The following is a 17,490-nucleotide window of genomic DNA, read 5'->3' as shown; positions in this document are numbered from 1 at the left end:
CGTGCCGCAAGCCGGCCGGACTGGCAAATAGTGGCCCCTGCATCTTCCGCCCGGAATAGCCGCTTCGCGCGATAATTGCGCTTTATGTTGATACCGCACCGGAGAGCCGTCCATGCGTACCGTCACCGTCGCCGCCACCCAGATGGCGTGCAGCTGGAACCGCGAGCAAAACCTTGCCAACGCTGAAGCACTGGTACGCGAGGCGGCCAGCCGGGGTGCCCGCATTATCCTGCTGCAAGAGCTGTTTGAAACGCCCTACTTCTGCATCGACCAGAAAGCCGGACTGTTCGACCTGGCCCAGCCCCTTGAACAGCACGGCTGGCTGCCGCGCTTTCAGGCACTGGCACGCGAACTGGAGGTTGTCCTGCCGGTCAGCTTTTTCGAACGTGCCGGGCAGAGTTTTTTCAACGCCGTAGCCGTCATCGATGCAGACGGCACCCTGCTGGGCCGCTATCGCAAGATGCACATCCCCGACGGCCCCGGCTATCAGGAAAAATACTATTTCAGCCCCGGCGACACGGGATTCAAGGTCTGGAAAACCCGCTACGGCACCATCGGCGTAGCCATCTGCTGGGACCAGTGGTTTCCGGAGTGTGCCCGCGCCATGGCGCTGCTCGGTGCCGAAATGCTGTTCTACCCCACCGCCATCGGTACCGAGCCGCACGACGCCGGCATCCAGTCGGCAGACCACTGGATCCGTGTCCAGCAGGGGCACGCTGCCGCCAACATCATGCCGCTGATCGCCAGCAACCGCATCGGCACCGAAAGCATGGACAACGGCAGCGACACCTTTCACGGCCGCTCGTTCATAGCCGGCCCGGAAGGCGAGCTGGTGGCCGAGGCTTCGGCCGACCGCCAGGAAATCCTCGTGCACGAGTTCGACCTGGATGCGATTGCCGAAAAGCGCCGCGCCTGGGGAGTCTTCCGCGACCGGCGCCCGGAGTACTACCGGGTGCTGACCACGCTCGACGGAACGATCCGCTGAGCCCTATCCGGGCAGAAGCCGGCAGTCACCCGGGCACGGGCTGCGGACAGCCACCCGTGCCGGCAGCCGGGTCATCGCAGTGGTTGTGACACCCCGGCAGGACCGGATTGAGCCGCTCGGGGGCCGACACCAGAAAATGGGTTGCGCACAGCTGCGAAAACCGGTCGTCCCGGTCTTGCGCCAGCATCTCCGGCAAGGCATCAAAACCACCACTAAGCGTTCCCGTCGTCCAGACTCCGTCCGCATGCAGGCAGGACTGACGGGCAACAAAACGGCGGGCCGGATATCCGGTTTTACCGGGGCCGGACAGGCCATGAACAGCACGGGCCGGTTCGCCATGAGTGGGCGCAGAAGACCCGGCATTGCCGGCCGTCATGCCAAACCGGCATTGCACGTCCTCCCCACACCCGACAGTTGGTCGGCGATGCCTCAGTGAGATCGCAGGATCGCGACGGCAGCGCAGCCATGCAGCAGCATCCAGACCGGCAACCGCAATACGGTGCTGAGGTACAGGAGCGACCCGGCTTGTTGTGGCATTCCACACCCGGACAGCTCACGCGCAAAGACTCACTCGCCACTGCTCCGGACAACGGCCACGGCCAGTGCCGGCATGCAGCGCGCGTGGCTTGAGCGCAGAAATTCCGGCGCCTCATGTGGCCGGAATGCACGACCAGGCAGGGCGCAGATGCCGGGCGCGCCGACGCAAAAAACCCCGCCCGGAACGGACGGGGGTGACGGGCCAGACTGCCGGACGGGACAGTCTTAGCCGCGACGCTGGCGGGCGTTGGCGGCAATCCGCATGCGCAGGGCATTGAGGCGGATGAAACCGGCCGCATCGGCGTGGTTGTAGGCGCCGCCATCTTCGTCGAAGGTGGCGATGGCCGGATCGAACAGGCTGTCGGTCTTCGACTCGCGGCCCACGACGATGACGTTGCCCTTGTAGAGCTTGAGACGCACCCAGCCGTTCACGGTCTTTTGCGATTCGTCGATCATGGCTTGCAGCATGCGACGCTCCGGCGCCCACCAGTAGCCGGTGTAGATGAGCTTGGCGTACTTCGGCATCAGCTCGTCTTTCAGGTGCGCCACTTCACGATCAAGGGTGATCGATTCGATCGCACGGTGGGCCTTGAGCATGATGGTGCCCCCCGGAGTTTCGTAGCAGCCGCGCGACTTCATGCCGACGTAGCGGTTTTCCACGATGTCGAGGCGACCGATGCCGTGCTTGCCGCCCAGCTGGTTGAGTCTGGTCAGCACCTGGGCCGGGCTCATCGCCATACCGTTGACGGCGACGATGTCACCCTGGCTGTATTCCAGCTCGATGTATTCGGCCTCGTCCGGGGCGGCTTCCGGGCTATTGCTCCACAGCCACATGTCTTCTTCGGGCTCGGCGGCCGGGTTTTCCAGTGCGAGGCCTTCGTAGGAGATGTGCAGCAGGTTGGCATCCATCGAATAGGGGCTGGCACCGCTCTTGCGCTTGCTGATGTCGATACCGTGGGTTTCGGCGTAGGCCAGCAGTTTTTCCCGCGACAGCAGGTCCCATTCGCGCCACGGAGCGATCACTTTCACTTCCGGCTTGAGGGCGTAGTACCCCAGCTCGAAGCGGACCTGGTCGTTGCCTTTACCGGTGGCACCGTGGCTGACGGCCTCGGCTCCCACCATGTTGGCGATCTCGATCTGGCGCTTGGCGATCAGCGGACGGGCAATCGAGGTACCAAGCAGGTATTCGCCTTCGTAGACGGCATTGGCGCGGAACATCGGGAACACGAAGTCGCGCACGAATTCTTCGCGCAGGTCGTCAATGAAGATGTTTTCAGGCTTGATGCCCAGCGCCAGTGCTTTCTTGCGTGCCGGCTCGACTTCTTCGCCCTGGCCGATGTCAGCGGTAAACGTCACCACTTCGCATTGATAGGTGTCTTGCAGCCATTTCAGAATGACCGAAGTATCCAGCCCGCCAGAATAGGCGAGTACGACTTTCTTCACTTCATGCATTGCAGTTTCCCGTCCGGTAAAAAAATCGGGCGACGCATCTGGATGTGCGTCGCCCGGTTTGGGTGGAGATGAGCGCTGGCTTTAAGCCTCGCCCCCGATCGACGCATCCGGACAGCCGCGAGCACGGCGCACTCGTCGGGCGCCGGTCGCGCAGCGACGTCGCAGCGCGTTGAGTTCGAAAGAGAAGGAGGAAGCGGTCATTTCTGTAATCTGTTTGTCTGCCGGTTTGTTGCGCCGCACATACTGCATCGCACAGCACGGACAAGCGTCATTTTTAACGCAAATGCCGGATGGGTGCAAGTGCTTTTATTGAAAATATGCGTCGCAATCCTGACTTCACGGTCATCATACGAATCACGCCATCCGTCAGGCTGCTGCAATGCCACAAACAACAGCCCGCCCGGACTATGCCCCGACCTGCGTCAAGGTCGTGCGAACCTGCTGCCGCAAACGCCAGACGATCAGCAACGCCAGTCCGAGCAACACGGCCAGAAAGCCTGCCACTGCCAGCCATGCTCCCTGCCCCCAGGCCAGACCGGAGACCGTCCCCAGCAGGCTGCTGCCCATGTAATAGGCAAACAGGTAAATCCCCGAAGCCAAAGCCCGCCCCTGCGCTGCCCGCAGCCCCACCCAGCCCGACAGCGCCGCATGCGCGCAAAAGAAGCCGAACGTCAGCAGTGCCATCCCGACCAGCACCAGCCAGAGCACATCCGGCACCGTCAGCAACAGCCCCAGCAGCATCAACGACAGCATCGCCACCACCACCGTCGGACGGCCAAAACGACCAATCAGCCGGCCGCTGCCTACCGACGAGAACATGCCTATCACGTACAGCATGAATACCCAGCCGATCTGCCCGGCCGACAGGTTGAAAGGCCCGGCCATCAGACGGAACCCAAGGTAGTTGTAAAGGCTGACAAAGCAGCCCATCAGCAGGAACGACAGCACGAAAAGCCACGGCAGCACCGCATCCCCCAGCATGCGCCGCCCGTCACCCAACAGCCGGCCCACCACCAGCGGCTGGGCCACAAAACGGCGCGATGCCGGCAGCCAGCGCCACAGCATCACGCTGCACGCCAGCCCGACCACGGCCAGCATCACCAGCGCCATGCGCCAGCCGGCATGCTCGGCCATCCAGGCCGAGGCAAAGCGGCCGCACATCCCGCCCAGCGCGTTGCCGGCAATGTAAAGCCCCAGCGCCCTGGCCAGTGCAACCGGCTCCAGCTCCTCGGACAGATAGGCCATCGCCACGGCAGGCAGGCCGGCCAGCGTGACGCCCAGCAGGGCCCGCGACAGGATCAGCGTTTCCAGCCCCGGGCTGACCGATCCCAGCAGGGTCAGGAACGAAGACCCCACGAGCGAAAACAGCATGAGCGGCTTGCGGCCGATCCGGTCTGACAGGATCCCGGCCGGGATCATGCACAGTGCCAGCGTCAGCGAGCTGGCCGACAGCGTCATGCTGGCTGCCGCTGCTGAAAGGTGAAAAGTCTGGGCAAACAGCGGCATCAGCGCCTGCACGCTGTACAGCATCGAAAACGTGGCAAAGCCGCCGGCAAACATGGCCAGTGAAATCCAGCGGTAATGCGGATGAGCCGCATCGATCGGCGCAGCGGCCAGCACCGGAGAAGCCAGGGCAGTCATGGAAAAAACCTGCGAAACACGACGGATGACGGCAGGGTACCCCTCGGCATAACTGGTAGTCCAATATATATTGGACGCCTTATTGATACTTTTAAGCTCTCAATGGAACTGCGCCATTTACGTTATTTCATTGCCGTTGCCGAAGAACTGCATTTCACCCGTGCCGCCCAGCGGCTCAATATCGGCCAGCCACCACTCAGCCAGCAGATCCGGGCACTGGAACAGGAAATCGGTGCGTCACTGTTCGAGCGCACCCAGCGTCGTGTCAGCCTGACCCCGGCGGGCGAACACCTCCTGCTGCGCGCCCGCGCCATCCTGGCCGACTGTGATGCCGCTGCGGCCGAAGCCGCACGCATCGCCCGCGGCGAAAGCGGTGAACTTCGCATCGGCTTTACCTCGTCAGCACCCTTGATGCCCCTGCTCTCGCGTCTGCTACAGGCATTCCGGGCCAGCCGGCCACAAGTACGGCTGTCGCTGAGCGAACTGTTTACCACCCGCCAGTTCGATGCCCTGCTGCACCGCGAACTGGACGTCGGCCTGGTCCGCGATACCGGATTGCAGGCACCGGCCGGTCTGGCCCTGATCCCGCTACAGCGTGACCGGCTCAACGCCGTGCTGCCCAGCCAGCATCCGCTGGCTCATCGCCCCGGCATCAGCCTGGCCGAGCTGGCCGGTGAAGCCTTCATTGCTCACCCGCCGCAAACCGGCTCGGGCCTGCGGCGGCTGATCCGGCAACTTTGCCACGAAGCCGGCTTTGAGCCGCTGATCCAGCAGGAGTCAACCGAAGCCATCACCCAGATCGGCCTGGTAGCCGCCGGCATGGGGGTCGCCATCCTGCCCGAGCAGCTCGCCAGCGTGCATTTGCCGGGCGCCGTTCACGTTCCGATCCACGATGACAATGCCGTCGTATCCATGGCACTGGCCTGCCGGCAGGCTGACAACAACCGGATCGTGCAGGAATGGCTGCGCATCGCCGTTCTCCATAGCCAAAAAAAGACAGACTGATTGACATTAATAAAAGGCGGTGTTGTGCATAACCCGGGCTCGGGCCAGGTTACCCCTGCCTCAGCCGGATTTCAGGCTGGTACGACTGTCACCGGCCTGCCGAGCCGGTTGAAGGCATTCAGAATCGCGCAGTACACATGTACCTCGGCCACCGACCGCTCCGGCTGGCAAGCCGCCAGTCACTCCCTCAGCAACTTCAAGTGTCCATGCTGGATTCGACCATGCTGCGCCGGAGATCACCGCTCCACTTTTTCCATGACCACCAGCCCAAATGCCGGACAGCGGCCAAGGCGGCATTCCGAGCCTGCGTGAAACCGACGCGGTGGCACGATGACCTCTGCACCCCGCACATGAACCGCCCGGTAGAAACCCTAGGTATCGCAAGCGCCGTTACCTCTGACATTCGCCAACGACTCTGCCGGCTCCAGTTGCGACAGCAGTTCTTCTGCTTGAGCGGCATCGCCCTGTCGGTGGTCGGTCATCTCCACTACCCGGACATCCAGGGTGGTGGCATCAATGATCCGATGGACCTTGCGCCATGCCCAGCGGTAGCCGGCGCCATGCCGTTTGACCTTCCACTCTCCCTCGCCGCAAATCTTGAGGCCGGTGCGGTCGACAGGAGGTGCAACAGTTCGGCCCGACATCGGACCGGAATGTTGACGGTCAAGGTGGCCTGCTACCGACTGACCGTACTGAAACAGGGTAGCAGCCAGTCGAGTCCGGGCAGCTTCAACAGGCGGCAAACCAAGCCCCACGCTTGCCGCAAGCCCAGTTTAAACAACACCTTCAGCGTCAGTACCGCTTGAATGGTGGTGTCGGTGCAGACCAGCGGACGTCAATTGGCTCCGCCTCCGGCCTGGGCGTGTCGGGTAACCGCCATACCGTCAGGTTGCTCCGGTTCTGCTGGCTGCGGTTGTATTCGGGTCAGTTGGTGGCGAGGCGTATTGTCATGCCCCCGGCGGCGATCAACTGAAAGAGATTTTCAAGAATATTGCCGGGCAGCTCAGCGAGCTGCGGCTGGTGCAGTAAGGCAAAAGCCGCCATCAGGCAGCTTTTTCACACTTCCCACACCAGTAACGGCGGAACGCCGTCCGGAGGTGTTTCAGCCGGAGCCGGTGTGCCCTCGTCCGTTGTGGCCCTGGATTTGCGCCGGGCCGACAGGGCAAGATCGTTCCGGTCGCGCGCGGCGAGGGTGTCGAGGGCCGGATAGTGCTCTTGCAGGTATGCCTGCACGTCCCCGCACACGGTCATGACCGGCAGGCGGCTTTTCAGCATGCCGACCCAGGTCCGGCAAAACATGTCTGCCCGGCGGGTCTTGGCGGCATTCGGCAAGTCTGCGTCACAGGTCTGGGCCACAAAACGGCTGCGCTCGCGTTTCAGCAGGCGCATGAGGCCGACAAAGGCATGCATGGCCCAGCCGACGGTTCCTCTGGTACCGACAAAGCACCAGAAACCGCCTTCCGCCGTGGTGGCAAACAGCACGCGGGAGGCAAAGGCTGCGGCACAGGTTGCGGCCAGTTCGCTTTCCCAGACTACCGGAACAGACTTGGCCCCGGCCTTGGCACGTATTTCAAGAATGTCGCCGGCACCGGAAGGTGCGGCGACCGATTGCGCATCCAGCAATGCGGCAACGGCCTCGTCCTCGTTGGAGCAACGCGACAGGCTTTTTTCAAAGTGTTCAAGAATAAGGGGGCGATTCATAAGGCAAAACACAGACACCAAACACGAGTACAGCCATCAGACAGCAGTTTCCAACCCGATACCCTGCCTTGCAGCACTTCAGCCGACGGCATCCTTCAGTGCCTTGGCTGGTGTAAACACGATCTTGCGCCGGGCCGGGATCATGACCGACTCGCCGGTTTTCGGGTTGCGCCCCATGCGGGCAGCCTGTTCACGCAGGCGGAACTTGCCGGTACGTGCCAGTGGAATCTCGCCACCGGCTGCCAGTTCTTCGCGGATCAGTTGTTCCAGCGCATCCACCACCAGCAAGGTTTCCACCTTGCCGACGTTGGCCCGTTCGGCCAGGCGCTGAATGAGTTCCTGTTTGGTCACGATTCGACAATCCTTGTTCGGGTTCGGTCGGGCAGCGTGGACACTGTGGCCCTGCCAGTTGCCAAGCATACCGGCAGCCTTGGTCCCACGCATCTCCGCAGGGCAGTAAATTTGACACATCCGGCCGTTCAGCCGGATTTCAGCAGTGCACCATATTTGAACACCCTGAGCTCGTCAGGCTGGAATGCCGTCCAGCTTTCGTTGTCGGTCAGGGGCTGGGTGGCAATCACTGTCACCCGGTCGTTACTGGTGGTCAGCTCGGAAAAATCCACGCTCAGGTCGTCATCCACCAGATGGGCCGTGGCAAACGGTGCCTGCCGGGTCAGGTAGTAAAGCCGGGTCGAGCAGTGCGCCAGCATGAACTTGCCGTTGCTGAGGATGAAATTGAACGTGCCATGCCGGCGGATCCAGCCGACAGTGTCGCTCACCACCCGGTAAAACTCCACGAACGGCGGCTCATGCTCGAAACGCTGGCGCAAGGTATCCAGCAGGAAACAGAACGCCCGCTCGGAATCGGTACACCCCACCGGCCGGTAATAGCGCCCCTCCGGCGGAGAAAATCCCTCAAGGTTGCCGTTGTGGGCAAACACCCAGTAGCGGCTCCACAGTTCACGTTGGAAAGGATGGGTATTGACGAGGTTCACGCCACCCTGCGTTGCCTTGCGGATGTGGGCAATCACGTTTTCGCTCTTGATCGGGTAATCACGGACAAAGTCCGCCACCCGCGAATGGGCTGACGGCTCCACATCCAGAAACACCCTTGCCCCTGCCCCCTCGAAAAAGGCAATGCCGAAACCGTCGGCGTGATGGTCGGTCAGGCCGCCACGCCGGCGAAAGCCCTCAAAAGAAAAGGCAATGTCAGTCGGGGTATTGCAGTTCATGCCGAGCAATTGGCACATGAAAGATTCGGCTCCTGTCCGGGTTCATCCACGGCAGGCCCGCACCTGCCGGCCTGCCCCTGGCACACCTTGTCAGTAAGGTGCCAGCCAGGTTTCCGCCTGGCCGGCGGCTTCCCATTCACGGAAAGCCGGCAGCCCGGCCAGCGTCGTGACATATGCCTGCGAGTCCGCAGACAGCGGCAGGCCGTAGCTCAGGCAGCGGCTGGCCACCGGGGCAAAAAAGGCATCCGCCCAGCAGAAACCGCCAAACAGGAACGGTCCCGAAGTGCCGAAACGTGCGCGGCAATCTGCCCACAAGGCCTCCAGCCGGGCCAGATCAGCCAAGACCGCCGGGCTGGCTTCGGCCTGCACGCGTTTTTTCATGTCCATCGGATGAGCCGAACGCAGTGCCACAAAGCCCGAATGCATTTCGGCGCAAGCCGCGCGGGCAATGGCTCGGGCAGCACGACCGGCAGGCCACAGGCCCCGGTCAGGAAACCGCTCGGCCACATACTCGGCAATCGCCAGCGTGTCCCACACCAGCAGCTCGCCGTCCGCCAGCAGCGGCACCTTGCCGGTGGGCGACCAGCGGGCCCGGTCGGCCGCAGCACCGGGATCGTAGATGTCGTGCAGCTCTTCTTCAAACGGGATGCCGGCCACCTTGAGGCCCAGCCACGGCCGCAATGACCATGAAGAATAGCGCTTGTTGCCGATGATCAGTTTCATGTCACGCTCCCTTGCCCTGGCGGCTTGTAATTTGTCGTTAAGGCGCTATCTTACCCGCTTTGCCTCCGCCCGAAAGCCAGCCATGACCACGATCACCGTGGTGAAAAAAGGCCGCGAGGTAGCGATTGCCGCAGACTGCCAATCCACCTTCGGCGACACCCGCCTCACCGCCACGCACGACGCCCGCTCGAACAAGATTTTTGAACTCGACGGCAGTTTTTTTGCCATTTCCGGCTCGGCTGCGCACGACCTCGTGTTGCAGGCCGCACTGTCCAGACTGAAAAGCCGCCAGTTCGACAGCCGCCCGGCGATTTTCGAGACGTTTCGCAAACTGCATCCCAAACTGAAAGACGACTTCTTCCTCAAGACGGAAGAAGAAGAGGATGACCCGTACGAATCCAGCCAGATGACCGTGCTGATTGCCAATCCGCACGGCATCTTCGCCGTCTATTCGATGCGGGAAGTGTATGAATTCAACCAGTTCTGGGCCATCGGCTCCGGCCGCGACTACGCCGTAGGCGCCATGTGGGCCGCCTGGCCGCAGCTGGAAGGTGCCGCAGAAATCGCCCAGCTGGGCGTGCAGGCCGGCTGCGAATTCGACGTCGGCACCAGCCTGCCCATGACGCTTTTCACCACCCGGCTCGCTGCCGAGTAGGTCCGGTACGACAGAAAGATCCGTGAATGAAAGATTCCCTGCAACGCTTCCTCTTTGACTCCGCTCCGGCTCGTGGCGCCCATGTGCGCCTTGACGACAGCTGGCGCGAAATCCTGGCGCGTCACCCCTACCCTGCGGCCCTGCGTGACCGTCTGGGCGAGCTGGCAGCGGCCGGCATGCTGCTGGCGGCCAACCTCAAGTTCGACGGCCAGCTGATCCTGCAAGTCCAGGGCAGCGGCCCGGTCACGCTGCTGGTGGTGGAAATCGACGCCGCCAACCGGACCCTGCGCGCCACCGCCCGCTGGCAGGGTGACATCCCGCCCGAAGCCGACCTGGCCACGCTGGCAGGCCAAGGCCAGTGCGTGCTGACACTGGATCCCGGCAATGGCCAGGAGCCGTACCAGGGCATCGTCGGACTGGAAGGCGGCTCGGTTGCCAGCCTGCTGACGCACTACATGCAGGCCTCGGTGCAGCTCGATACCCGTCTGGTGCTCGCTGCCGGTACCGATTGCGCTGCCGGCATCCTGATCCAGCGCCTGCCCGAAGGACACGGCGACGAAGACGGCTGGCCGCGCGTGGTGCAGCTGACCGAAACCCTCAAGGCCGAAGAGCTGCGGCAACTGGCCGCTACCGACATCCTGCACCGCCTGTACCATCAGGAAGACGTGCGGGTGTTCGAGCCCGAAGCCGTCAGCTTTGCCTGCAGCTGCTCGCGCGAGCGCGTCGGCGGCATGCTGAAACTGCTGGGGCGCGAAGAAGTGGACAGCATCATCACCGAACAGGGCAGCGTGGAAATCGCCTGCGAATTCTGCCGCCAGTCCTATGTGTTTGACGAGGAAGACGCAGCCGGCATGTTCAGCGAACCGGCCGGGGAAGACGACGGCCAGGCCACCCGCCACTGATCGGCCTTTGCGGCCCGGTCTGGCAACGGGCAACGCCAGCCCGCCACACGGTACCGACGGGTACTGCGGGCGGGTTCGACGGAAAAAGCCGGGTCGCACGGACCCGGCTTTTTGCATCCCGCGCGGTTCCTCAGTACAACAGGCGGCAGCGCAAGGTGCCGTCCAGCGCCTCCAGCCCGGCCAGCAGCGACTCCGGCACCGGACTGTCGGTATCAATCACCACATAGCCCAGTTCCGGCGAGGTTTGCAGGTATTGGGCCGCGATGTTGATGCCCTGCCGGCCAAAGCAGTCGTTGATGGCCGCCAGCACGCCGGGCTGATTGCGGTGAATGTGCAACAGGCGGGTGTGCCCGCGCTGCTCGGGCAGCGATACCTCGGGAAAATTGACCGCACTCAGGGTCGAGCCGTTGTTGGAATAGCGGATCAGCTTGGCCGCTACCTCGGCACCGATATTGGCTTGTGCCTCCACCGTGCTGCCGCCGATGTGCGGAGTCAGGATCACGTTGTCCAGCCCCCGCAGCGGGCTGACGAATTCATCGTCATTGCCTTTGGGCTCGACCGGAAAAACGTCGATGGCCGCACCTGACAGATAGCCTTCGCGCAGCAGCACGGCCAGTGCCTCAAGATCAATCACCGTGCCGCGCGACGCATTGATCAGGCGCGCGCCGGGCTTCATCTGGGCCAGCTGCGCTGCACCGATCATGTTGTGGGTGGCCGGTGTTTCCGGCACATGCAGGGTCACGACATCGGCGTTTTCCAGCAGTTCGTCCAGCGAAGCGGCTGCACTGGCATTACCCAGCGGCAGCCGGGCTTCCACATCGAAATACGTCACGCGCATGCCCAGCGCCTCGGCGAGGATGCCGACCTGCGTGCCGATATGGCCGTAGCCGACGATGCCCAGCGTTTTGCCGCGGACCTCGAAACTGCCATCGGCTGATTTCTGCCAGCCACCGCGGTGCGCCAGTGCACTGCGTTCGGGAATGCCGCGCATCAGCATGACGGCTTCGGCAATCACCAGCTCGGCCACCGACCGGGTATTGGAAAACGGTGCGTTGAACACCGGAATGCCCCGCCGGGCAGCCGCAGCCAGGTCGACCTGGTTGGTGCCGATGCAGAAGCAGCCCACGCCGGTCAGCTTCGGAGCCGCAGCCAGGACTTCCTCGGTCAGGCCGGTACGCGAGCGGATGCCGACAAAATGTGCGTCGGCCAGCGCCTCCTGCAAGGCCGGACCGGTCAGCGACCTGGCATGACGCACGACCTGCGTGTAGCCGTCGGCGGCCAGCGCCCGCACGGCGCTGTCGTGAATGCCCTCCAGAAGAACGATCTTGATGCGGCTCTTGTCCAGCGACAGTTTGTTCATGACAGCCTCTCCGGTTATTTCCGAGCAATTTACTCAGGAATTATGCCTTGTGCAAACACGACCTGAATGCCGGCTTTGACCTCACGCGCCACCGCCGCTACAATCCGCCCCGCTTTTCTTCCGTCCTGGGGGAGTAGCCGGCGCGGCTTGATGGCCGCAGGTGCGCGTCAACACACTTGGTCTGCGACCATGGCGCGCAACAGTCCCGAACGGACTGCGGCAAGACCCATGATGCACGCCGGCTCTCATCGAGGCTCGGCCGCGTGCGTCATGGTGTCCGTCACGAGCCTCGGGATGTCCTCATGCTTTACGCACTCCTGATGTCCACCGGCATTGTGGCGCTGGCCGAAATCGGTGACAAAACCCAGCTGCTGGCCCTGCTCTTGGCCGCCCGTTTCCGGAAACCATGGCCGATCGTGGCCGGCATTTTCGTGGCCACCGTGCTGAACCACGCCATCGCCGGCAGTCTTGGCGCCTGGCTGGTCACGCTGGTGGCACCGGAAACGATGCGCTGGCTCCTGGCCGTCTCGTTCATCGCCATGGCTGCCTGGATGCTGGTTCCCGACAAGATCGACGAAGACGAGCTGAAGATCCGCGACAATGCCGGCGTTTTCATGGCGACCCTGCTGGCGTTCTTCATGGCCGAGATGGGTGACAAGACCCAGATCGCCACGGTCATGCTGGCCGTCAAGTACGATTCCCTGATGGCCGTAGTCGTCGGTACGACGCTGGGCATGATGCTGGCCAACGTACCGGCCGTGTGGCTGGGCCACCGGGCTGCCACCGCACTGCCCCGGCGCACGGTGAACGTGGTGTCGTCCTGTCTCTTCGCCCTGCTCGGCATTGCCGCCGCGCTGGGCGTCTCGTTCGGGATGTGACACGACCACCATGCCCGTCTGCGGCAATCCCGCCGTACCGGTTTCGTGCCGTTGCGGCTGCCGCAGGCGGACAAAACCGGTACGGCAAGCCTTGTGGCCTGCACAGCACCAGACAGAACGCCCGGCACACTGGCCGGGCGTTTTGTCTGAACCGGGAGGGCTGGCTACAGGGTCGGCAGCCGATCGAACGGCATGCAGACCGGTTCTCCGGCCTGGTGTCCTTCGCTGATGTCGATCCGGTCCACCCGTGCGGCCTCCGGGCCGCGATGCGCCCAGGCGAGCATGCGCTCGAGCTGCTCGGCCGAGCCTTCGACCAGGGCTTCGACGGTTCCGTCACTGCGATTGCGTACCCAGCCTGCCACGCCCGCTGCCCGGGCCATCGCCACGGTATTGTCGCGGTAGTAGACACCTTGCACCTTGCCGTGAATCCGCAATAGTTTGCTTGCCATTTTCTTTCCTGTACGACTGGCCCCGGATGCGGGGCGTTGACACCTAACCTATGCGCTCGTAGCGCACTTCAAGAATTTCGATTTCTTCCTCGCCGTCCGGGCCGCGGAACCACACCACATCGCCTTCACGCGCCTTGAGCAGCGTGCGGGCAATCGGTGAAATCCAGCTGATGTGACCCCGGCTCAGGTCCAGTTCGTCCACGCCGACGATGGACACGGTCTGCTCGCTGCCATCACCGCGCAGCATCACCACCGTGGCACCGAAAAACACCTGGTCGGTGGCTTCGCGCCGCTCCGGATCGACCACCTCGGCAATTTCCAGCCGCTTGGTCAGAAAGCGGATGCGCCGGTCGATTTCACGCAGCCGGCGCTTGCCGTAGATGTAATCGCCGTTTTCCGAGCGGTCGCCATTGCCGGCAGCCCAGTTGACCACCTGCGTGACTTCCGGCCGCTCGTGATTGACGAGCCGGTACAGCTCGTCTTTCATGCGCTGCCAGCCGGCCGGCGTCAGATAGTTCTTGGTCGACCGGGGCAGGCGCTGCTCGGCCGGCAGGTCGTCATCAGGTTGTTCGTCGTCTTCGCGGGTAAAGGCTTTGCTCATGCAGCGTCTTTCGCAAAAGGCTGCGCCGCTGCCTGACAGGGCAACGGCGCACGCATACCGGACAGCCAGCGCCTACTGGCGCTTGAGGGTGTAATCAAGCTGACTTTCGACCTTGCGTCCTTCCCGGTCAAGCATTTCCAGGTTCACGCCCACCAACTCGAAATAACGTGTCTCATCAGGTGCATTGGCCACAGTCAGCTTGATCCTGTTGGCATCATCCGGCACCAGCTTCCATGCCCCTTTGGTGGTGAAACTGGCGTTTTCGTCCCTGGCACCTTCATAGGTTTCATGCAGCGTAAAGCTGCCGTCAGCCAGGAGCGACAGCCGGGTATCAATGCCGGAACACGAAGCACACGGCAAGAGGCCGCGGAACTCGCCGACAAAGCGGGCCCGGCTGCCGGCACCGGGCGCCGGAACGGCCGGTTCAGGAACGGCAACAGGTGCCGGAGCAGCCACCGGCTGCGGCGCCGGCTCTGACTGCCCGCACCCGGCCAGGATGGCCAGGGCAAGCACCGGTACCGCAGCATGACGCAGGGACAAAACTTTCATGAGCAGGTTCTGGTAATCACGTTGACGTACCACACAGTCTGCCGCAGCTGCCTTGTCCCGGGCTGAACAGGCAGACTGGCGGTACCGGAACACCGTCAATCGGCGCGGGTACCGGCCATGGTCAGGCCGGACCAGTGCATCAGCTTGCTGACCTCCAGCTCGTTCAGCTCGTAGAACTGGCCACGCTTGAGGCGGCTTGGCAGCGTCACGATGCCAAAGCGCACGCGCATCAGGCGGCTGACCGTCAGGCCGAAATGCTCGAACATGCGGCGCACTTCGCGGTTGCGGCCTTCACGGATACCGACCCGGTACCAGTGGTTGACGCTGTCTTCCTTGTCGTCATCCTCGCGGATGAACTGGAAGCTGGCCGGACCGTCGTCCAGCTGCACGCCGGCCGTGGTTTCCTTCATCTGCTCCGGCGTCAGTTTGCCCAGCACGCGTACGGCGTACTCGCGCTCGACTTCGAAGCTCGGGTGCGTCATGCGGTTGGCCAGATCACCCGAGGTGGTGAAGATCAGCAGGCCGGACGTATTGACGTCCAGGCGGCCGATCGCCACCCACTTGCTGCTGCGGGTCTGCGGCAGGCGGTCGAACACGGTGGTCCGGCCTTCCGGATCGTCACGGGTGACGATTTCGCCTTCCTGCTTGTGGTAGACGATCACGCGCGGCAGACGGTCAGGCCAGCGGATCAGCACCGGTTTGCTGTCAACCCGCACCTTGTCACCCGGCCTGACCCGTGCGCCCAGCTCGGCCACGGCACCATTGATGCTGACGCGACCGGCCGCCACCAGCTCGTCCATGTCGCGCCGCGAGCCGAGGCCCGCCAGCGCCAGTGCCTTTTGCAGGCGCATTTCGTTGAGCGACACGCTGGGGTCGATGCGCTGCTCGCGCAGCTTCTGCATCTTGTTTTCAATCTTGTCCGACAGGTGACGCTGCGGCATGCGCTTGGCTCGCGAGGTCAACGGTACCGGTGCAGCCGGCTTCTTGCCGCCCTCACCACGCGGGGTGAACGGGCGCTTGTCGCCTCCGTCGCGGGAATCAAACCGGCCACGGTTGCCGCCTTCGCGGTTGTCGAACCGGCTGCGGTCACCACCGCCTTCGCGCGGCTCGAAACGGCCGCGATCACCGCCACGGCGTTCGTCATTGCCGCCAAACGGCTTCGGGCCGCGGTTGTAGCCACCTTCTCCACGCGGCGTGAACGGGCGCTTGTCGCCACCGTCACGGGAATCAAAACGGCCACGGTTGCCACCTTCGCGGTTGTCGAACCGGCTACGGTCACCACCGCCTTCGCGCGGCTCGAAGCGGCCGCGATCACCACCACGGCGTTCGTCGTTGCCGCCGAACGGCTTCGGACCGCGGTTGTAGCCACCTTCTCCATGCGGCGTGAACGGGCGCTTGTCGCCACCGTCACGGGAATCAAACCGGCCGCGGTTGTCGAACCGGCTACGGTCACCACCGCCTTCACGCGGCTCGAAGCGAGTGCGGTCACCGCCACGGCGTTCATCGTTGCCGCCAAACGGCTTCGGGCCGCGGTTGTAGCCACCCTCGCCACGCGGCGTGAACGGGCGCTTGTCGCCACCGTCGCGGGCATCAAACCGGCCACGGTTACCGCCTTCGCGGTTTTCAAACCGGCTGCGGTCACCGCCGCCTTCGCGCGGCTCGAAACGAGCGCGGTCACCGCCACGGCGTTCGTCATTTCCGCCAAACGGCTTCGGACCACGGTTGTAGCCACCCTCGCCACGCGGCGTGAACGGGCGCTTGTCGCCACCGTCGCGGGCATCAAACCGGCCACGGTTGCCGCCTTCGCGCGGCTCGAAACGGCCGCGATCACCGCCACGGCGTTCGTCATTGCCACCAAACGGCTTCGGGCCGCGGTTGTAGCCGCCCTCACCACGCGGAGTGAACGGGCGCTTGTCGCCACCGTCACGGGAATCAAAACGGCCACGGTTGCCACCTTCGCGGTTTTCAAACCGGCTGCGGTCACCACCGCCTTCACGCGGTTCGAAACGACCGCGGTCGCCGCCACGGCGCTCGTCGTTGCCGCCGAACGGCTTCGGGCCGCGGTTGTAGCCACCCTCGCCACGCGGGGTGAACGAACGCTTGTCGCCGCTGCCGGACTGGCCGAACCCGCCTTGCGGCTGGTCACGGCGGGTCCGCGCGACGGGTTGGCGCGCGGTGTTCTGGTTACTGTGTTTCGGTTTCGACATGTTCGGAACTTTCTTGTATGTCTGCGGCCGCCGCTTCGGCGCCGGTCGCGGTATTCATGGCTTCGGGCAATACGAGGGTGCCCAGGTCGGCGAGGGGCGGCAGGTCCTTGAGCGACTTCAACCCCAGGTCATCGAGAAACTTGTGTGTGGTGGCGTACAGCCCTGGCCGGCCGGGTACGTCCTTGTGGCCGATCACTTCAACCCAGCCGCGCTCGGACAGGGTCTGCATGACATGGCTTGATACGCTGACTCCGCGGATCGCTTCGATGTCGCCACGGGTCACCGGCTGGCGGTAGGCCACAATGGCGATGGTTTCCATCACGGCCCGCGAGTAGCGCGGCGGTTTTTCCGGGTTGAGCCTTTCAAGGTAGGGCTTGAATTCGGCCCGCGCCCTGAAGCGCCAGCCACTGGCGAGCTTGACCAGTTCGATGCCGCGACCGCGCCATTCGCCCTGGATTTCCTCGACCATCTCGTAGATCAGCCCGGACTGCAAGGGTTCGCTGAAGAGCCGCTTGAGGTCGTGCACCGTCAGGGGGTCGGTCGCGGTCAGCAGCGCCGTTTCGATGACGGTCTTGAGGTATTTGAGGTCGGTGATCGTACTCATGCCAGTGTT

Annotated in this window: 20 protein-coding genes and 1 riboswitch; of the genes, 5 read left to right on the top strand and 15 right to left on the bottom strand. The window is 63.6% G+C overall.

Annotation, left to right across the window (positions count from 1 at the left end; all coding sequences use genetic code 11):
* Nucleotides 1-112: 112 nt before the first annotated feature.
* Nucleotides 113-985, top strand: a complete 873-nt coding sequence (gene aguB / locus G542_RS0102235; RefSeq protein ID WP_012697640.1) for an N-carbamoylputrescine amidase — start codon at nt 113-115, stop codon at nt 983-985.
* 25 nt (nt 986-1,010) lie between these two features.
* On the opposite strand, the gene G542_RS18920 is transcribed toward aguB, so the two are convergent.
* The 3 genes from G542_RS18920 to G542_RS15655 all read right to left on the bottom strand — a co-directional run bounded on the left by G542_RS18920 (nt 1,011) and on the right by G542_RS15655 (nt 4,615).
* Nucleotides 1,011-1,361 (bottom strand): hypothetical protein, encoded by a 351-nt coding sequence (locus G542_RS18920; RefSeq protein ID WP_190273244.1) that lies wholly within the window; start codon nt 1,359-1,361, stop codon nt 1,011-1,013.
* A 386-nt stretch (nt 1,362-1,747) separates the two neighbouring features.
* Entirely contained in the window at nt 1,748-2,974 is a 1,227-nt protein-coding gene (locus tag G542_RS0102225; protein ID WP_012697642.1) for an argininosuccinate synthase, read from the bottom strand.
* Between the two features lie 405 nt (nt 2,975-3,379).
* A complete protein-coding gene (locus G542_RS15655; protein ID WP_034984869.1) occupies nt 3,380-4,615 on the bottom strand; it encodes an MFS transporter in 1,236 nt (411 codons plus the stop codon).
* 102 nt (nt 4,616-4,717) lie between these two features.
* Here G542_RS15655 and G542_RS0102215 point away from each other — a divergent pair, with 102 nt between their 5' ends.
* Nucleotides 4,718-5,620 carry a LysR substrate-binding domain-containing protein gene (locus tag G542_RS0102215; RefSeq protein WP_027823269.1) on the top strand — a complete coding sequence of 301 codons (903 nt, stop codon included), beginning with the start codon at nt 4,718-4,720 and terminating at the stop codon, nt 5,618-5,620.
* 371 nt (nt 5,621-5,991) lie between these two features.
* Here the strand turns inward: G542_RS0102215 and G542_RS17790 are convergent, their stop codons facing one another.
* From G542_RS17790 to G542_RS0102185, 6 genes are all read right to left on the bottom strand, one after another.
* Nucleotides 5,992-6,264, bottom strand: coding sequence for a transposase (locus G542_RS17790; RefSeq protein ID WP_081666711.1), 273 nt, complete (start codon nt 6,262-6,264; stop codon nt 5,992-5,994).
* Between the two features lie 32 nt (nt 6,265-6,296).
* Nucleotides 6,297-6,449 carry a transposase gene (locus G542_RS19580; RefSeq protein ID WP_081666710.1) on the bottom strand — a complete coding sequence of 51 codons (153 nt, stop codon included), beginning with the start codon at nt 6,447-6,449 and terminating at the stop codon, nt 6,297-6,299.
* 227 nt (nt 6,450-6,676) lie between these two features.
* A complete protein-coding gene (locus G542_RS0102200) occupies nt 6,677-7,321 on the bottom strand; it encodes a DUF7168 domain-containing protein (RefSeq protein WP_027823267.1) in 645 nt (214 codons plus the stop codon).
* Nucleotides 7,322-7,399: 78 nt separating this feature from the next.
* A complete protein-coding gene (locus G542_RS0102195; RefSeq protein WP_012697650.1) occupies nt 7,400-7,672 on the bottom strand; it encodes an HU family DNA-binding protein in 273 nt (90 codons plus the stop codon).
* Nucleotides 7,673-7,800: 128 nt separating this feature from the next.
* Entirely contained in the window at nt 7,801-8,571 is a 771-nt protein-coding gene (locus G542_RS0102190; protein WP_012697651.1) for a class II glutamine amidotransferase, read from the bottom strand.
* A 72-nt stretch (nt 8,572-8,643) separates the two neighbouring features.
* Entirely contained in the window at nt 8,644-9,276 is a 633-nt protein-coding gene (locus tag G542_RS0102185; protein WP_027823266.1) for a glutathione S-transferase family protein, read from the bottom strand.
* Between the two features lie 82 nt (nt 9,277-9,358).
* On the opposite strand from G542_RS0102185, the gene G542_RS0102180 reads away from it, so the two are divergent.
* Both G542_RS0102180 and hslO read left to right on the top strand, forming a co-directional pair.
* Nucleotides 9,359-9,931 carry an Ntn hydrolase family protein gene (locus G542_RS0102180; RefSeq protein ID WP_027823265.1) on the top strand — a complete coding sequence of 191 codons (573 nt, stop codon included), beginning with the start codon at nt 9,359-9,361 and terminating at the stop codon, nt 9,929-9,931.
* Nucleotides 9,932-9,957: 26 nt separating this feature from the next.
* Nucleotides 9,958-10,833, top strand: coding sequence for an Hsp33 family molecular chaperone HslO (gene hslO / locus G542_RS0102175; RefSeq protein ID WP_027823264.1), 876 nt, complete (start codon nt 9,958-9,960; stop codon nt 10,831-10,833).
* 130 nt (nt 10,834-10,963) lie between these two features.
* On the opposite strand, the gene serA is transcribed toward hslO, so the two are convergent.
* A complete protein-coding gene (gene serA, locus G542_RS0102170; protein ID WP_012697655.1) occupies nt 10,964-12,193 on the bottom strand; it encodes a phosphoglycerate dehydrogenase in 1,230 nt (409 codons plus the stop codon).
* Nucleotides 12,194-12,309: 116 nt separating this feature from the next.
* A riboswitch (yybP-ykoY riboswitch) is annotated at nt 12,310-12,489 on the top strand.
* Nucleotides 12,490-12,495: 6 nt separating this feature from the next.
* Here serA and G542_RS0102160 point away from each other — a divergent pair.
* Nucleotides 12,496-13,071: a TMEM165/GDT1 family protein gene (locus G542_RS0102160; RefSeq protein WP_027823263.1), complete on the top strand. Its 576-nt coding sequence runs from the start codon at nt 12,496-12,498 to the stop codon at nt 13,069-13,071.
* 164 nt (nt 13,072-13,235) lie between these two features.
* On the opposite strand, the gene G542_RS0102155 is transcribed toward G542_RS0102160, so the two are convergent.
* The 5 genes from G542_RS0102155 to scpB all read right to left on the bottom strand — a co-directional run bounded on the left by G542_RS0102155 (nt 13,236) and on the right by scpB (nt 17,481).
* A complete protein-coding gene (locus tag G542_RS0102155; RefSeq protein WP_027823262.1) occupies nt 13,236-13,520 on the bottom strand; it encodes an acylphosphatase in 285 nt (94 codons plus the stop codon).
* 43 nt (nt 13,521-13,563) lie between these two features.
* Nucleotides 13,564-14,055, bottom strand: a complete 492-nt coding sequence (gene greB, locus G542_RS0102150; RefSeq protein ID WP_034984913.1) for a transcription elongation factor GreB — start codon at nt 14,053-14,055, stop codon at nt 13,564-13,566.
* A gap of 138 nt (nt 14,056-14,193) precedes the next feature.
* Complete coding sequence (locus G542_RS17315) at nt 14,194-14,670, bottom strand: copper resistance protein NlpE (RefSeq protein WP_155826584.1); 477 nt, start codon at nt 14,668-14,670, stop codon at nt 14,194-14,196.
* A gap of 95 nt (nt 14,671-14,765) precedes the next feature.
* Nucleotides 14,766-16,877 carry a pseudouridine synthase gene (locus G542_RS17310; RefSeq protein WP_051189857.1) on the bottom strand — a complete coding sequence of 704 codons (2,112 nt, stop codon included), beginning with the start codon at nt 16,875-16,877 and terminating at the stop codon, nt 14,766-14,768.
* Nucleotides 16,855-17,481, bottom strand: coding sequence for an SMC-Scp complex subunit ScpB (gene scpB, locus G542_RS0102135; RefSeq protein WP_012697661.1), 627 nt, complete (start codon nt 17,479-17,481; stop codon nt 16,855-16,857). Before scpB ends, G542_RS17310 begins: the two co-directional genes overlap by 23 nt.
* Between the last annotated feature and the right edge of the window lie 9 nt (nt 17,482-17,490).

Origin of the sequence: Laribacter hongkongensis DSM 14985, from assembly GCF_000423285.1 — a bacterium.
Classification (GTDB): Bacteria; Pseudomonadota; Gammaproteobacteria; order Burkholderiales; family Aquaspirillaceae; genus Laribacter; species Laribacter hongkongensis.
The sequence above is the reverse complement of the archived record's forward strand: the minus strand, read 5'-3'. Positions and strand labels throughout refer to the sequence as shown.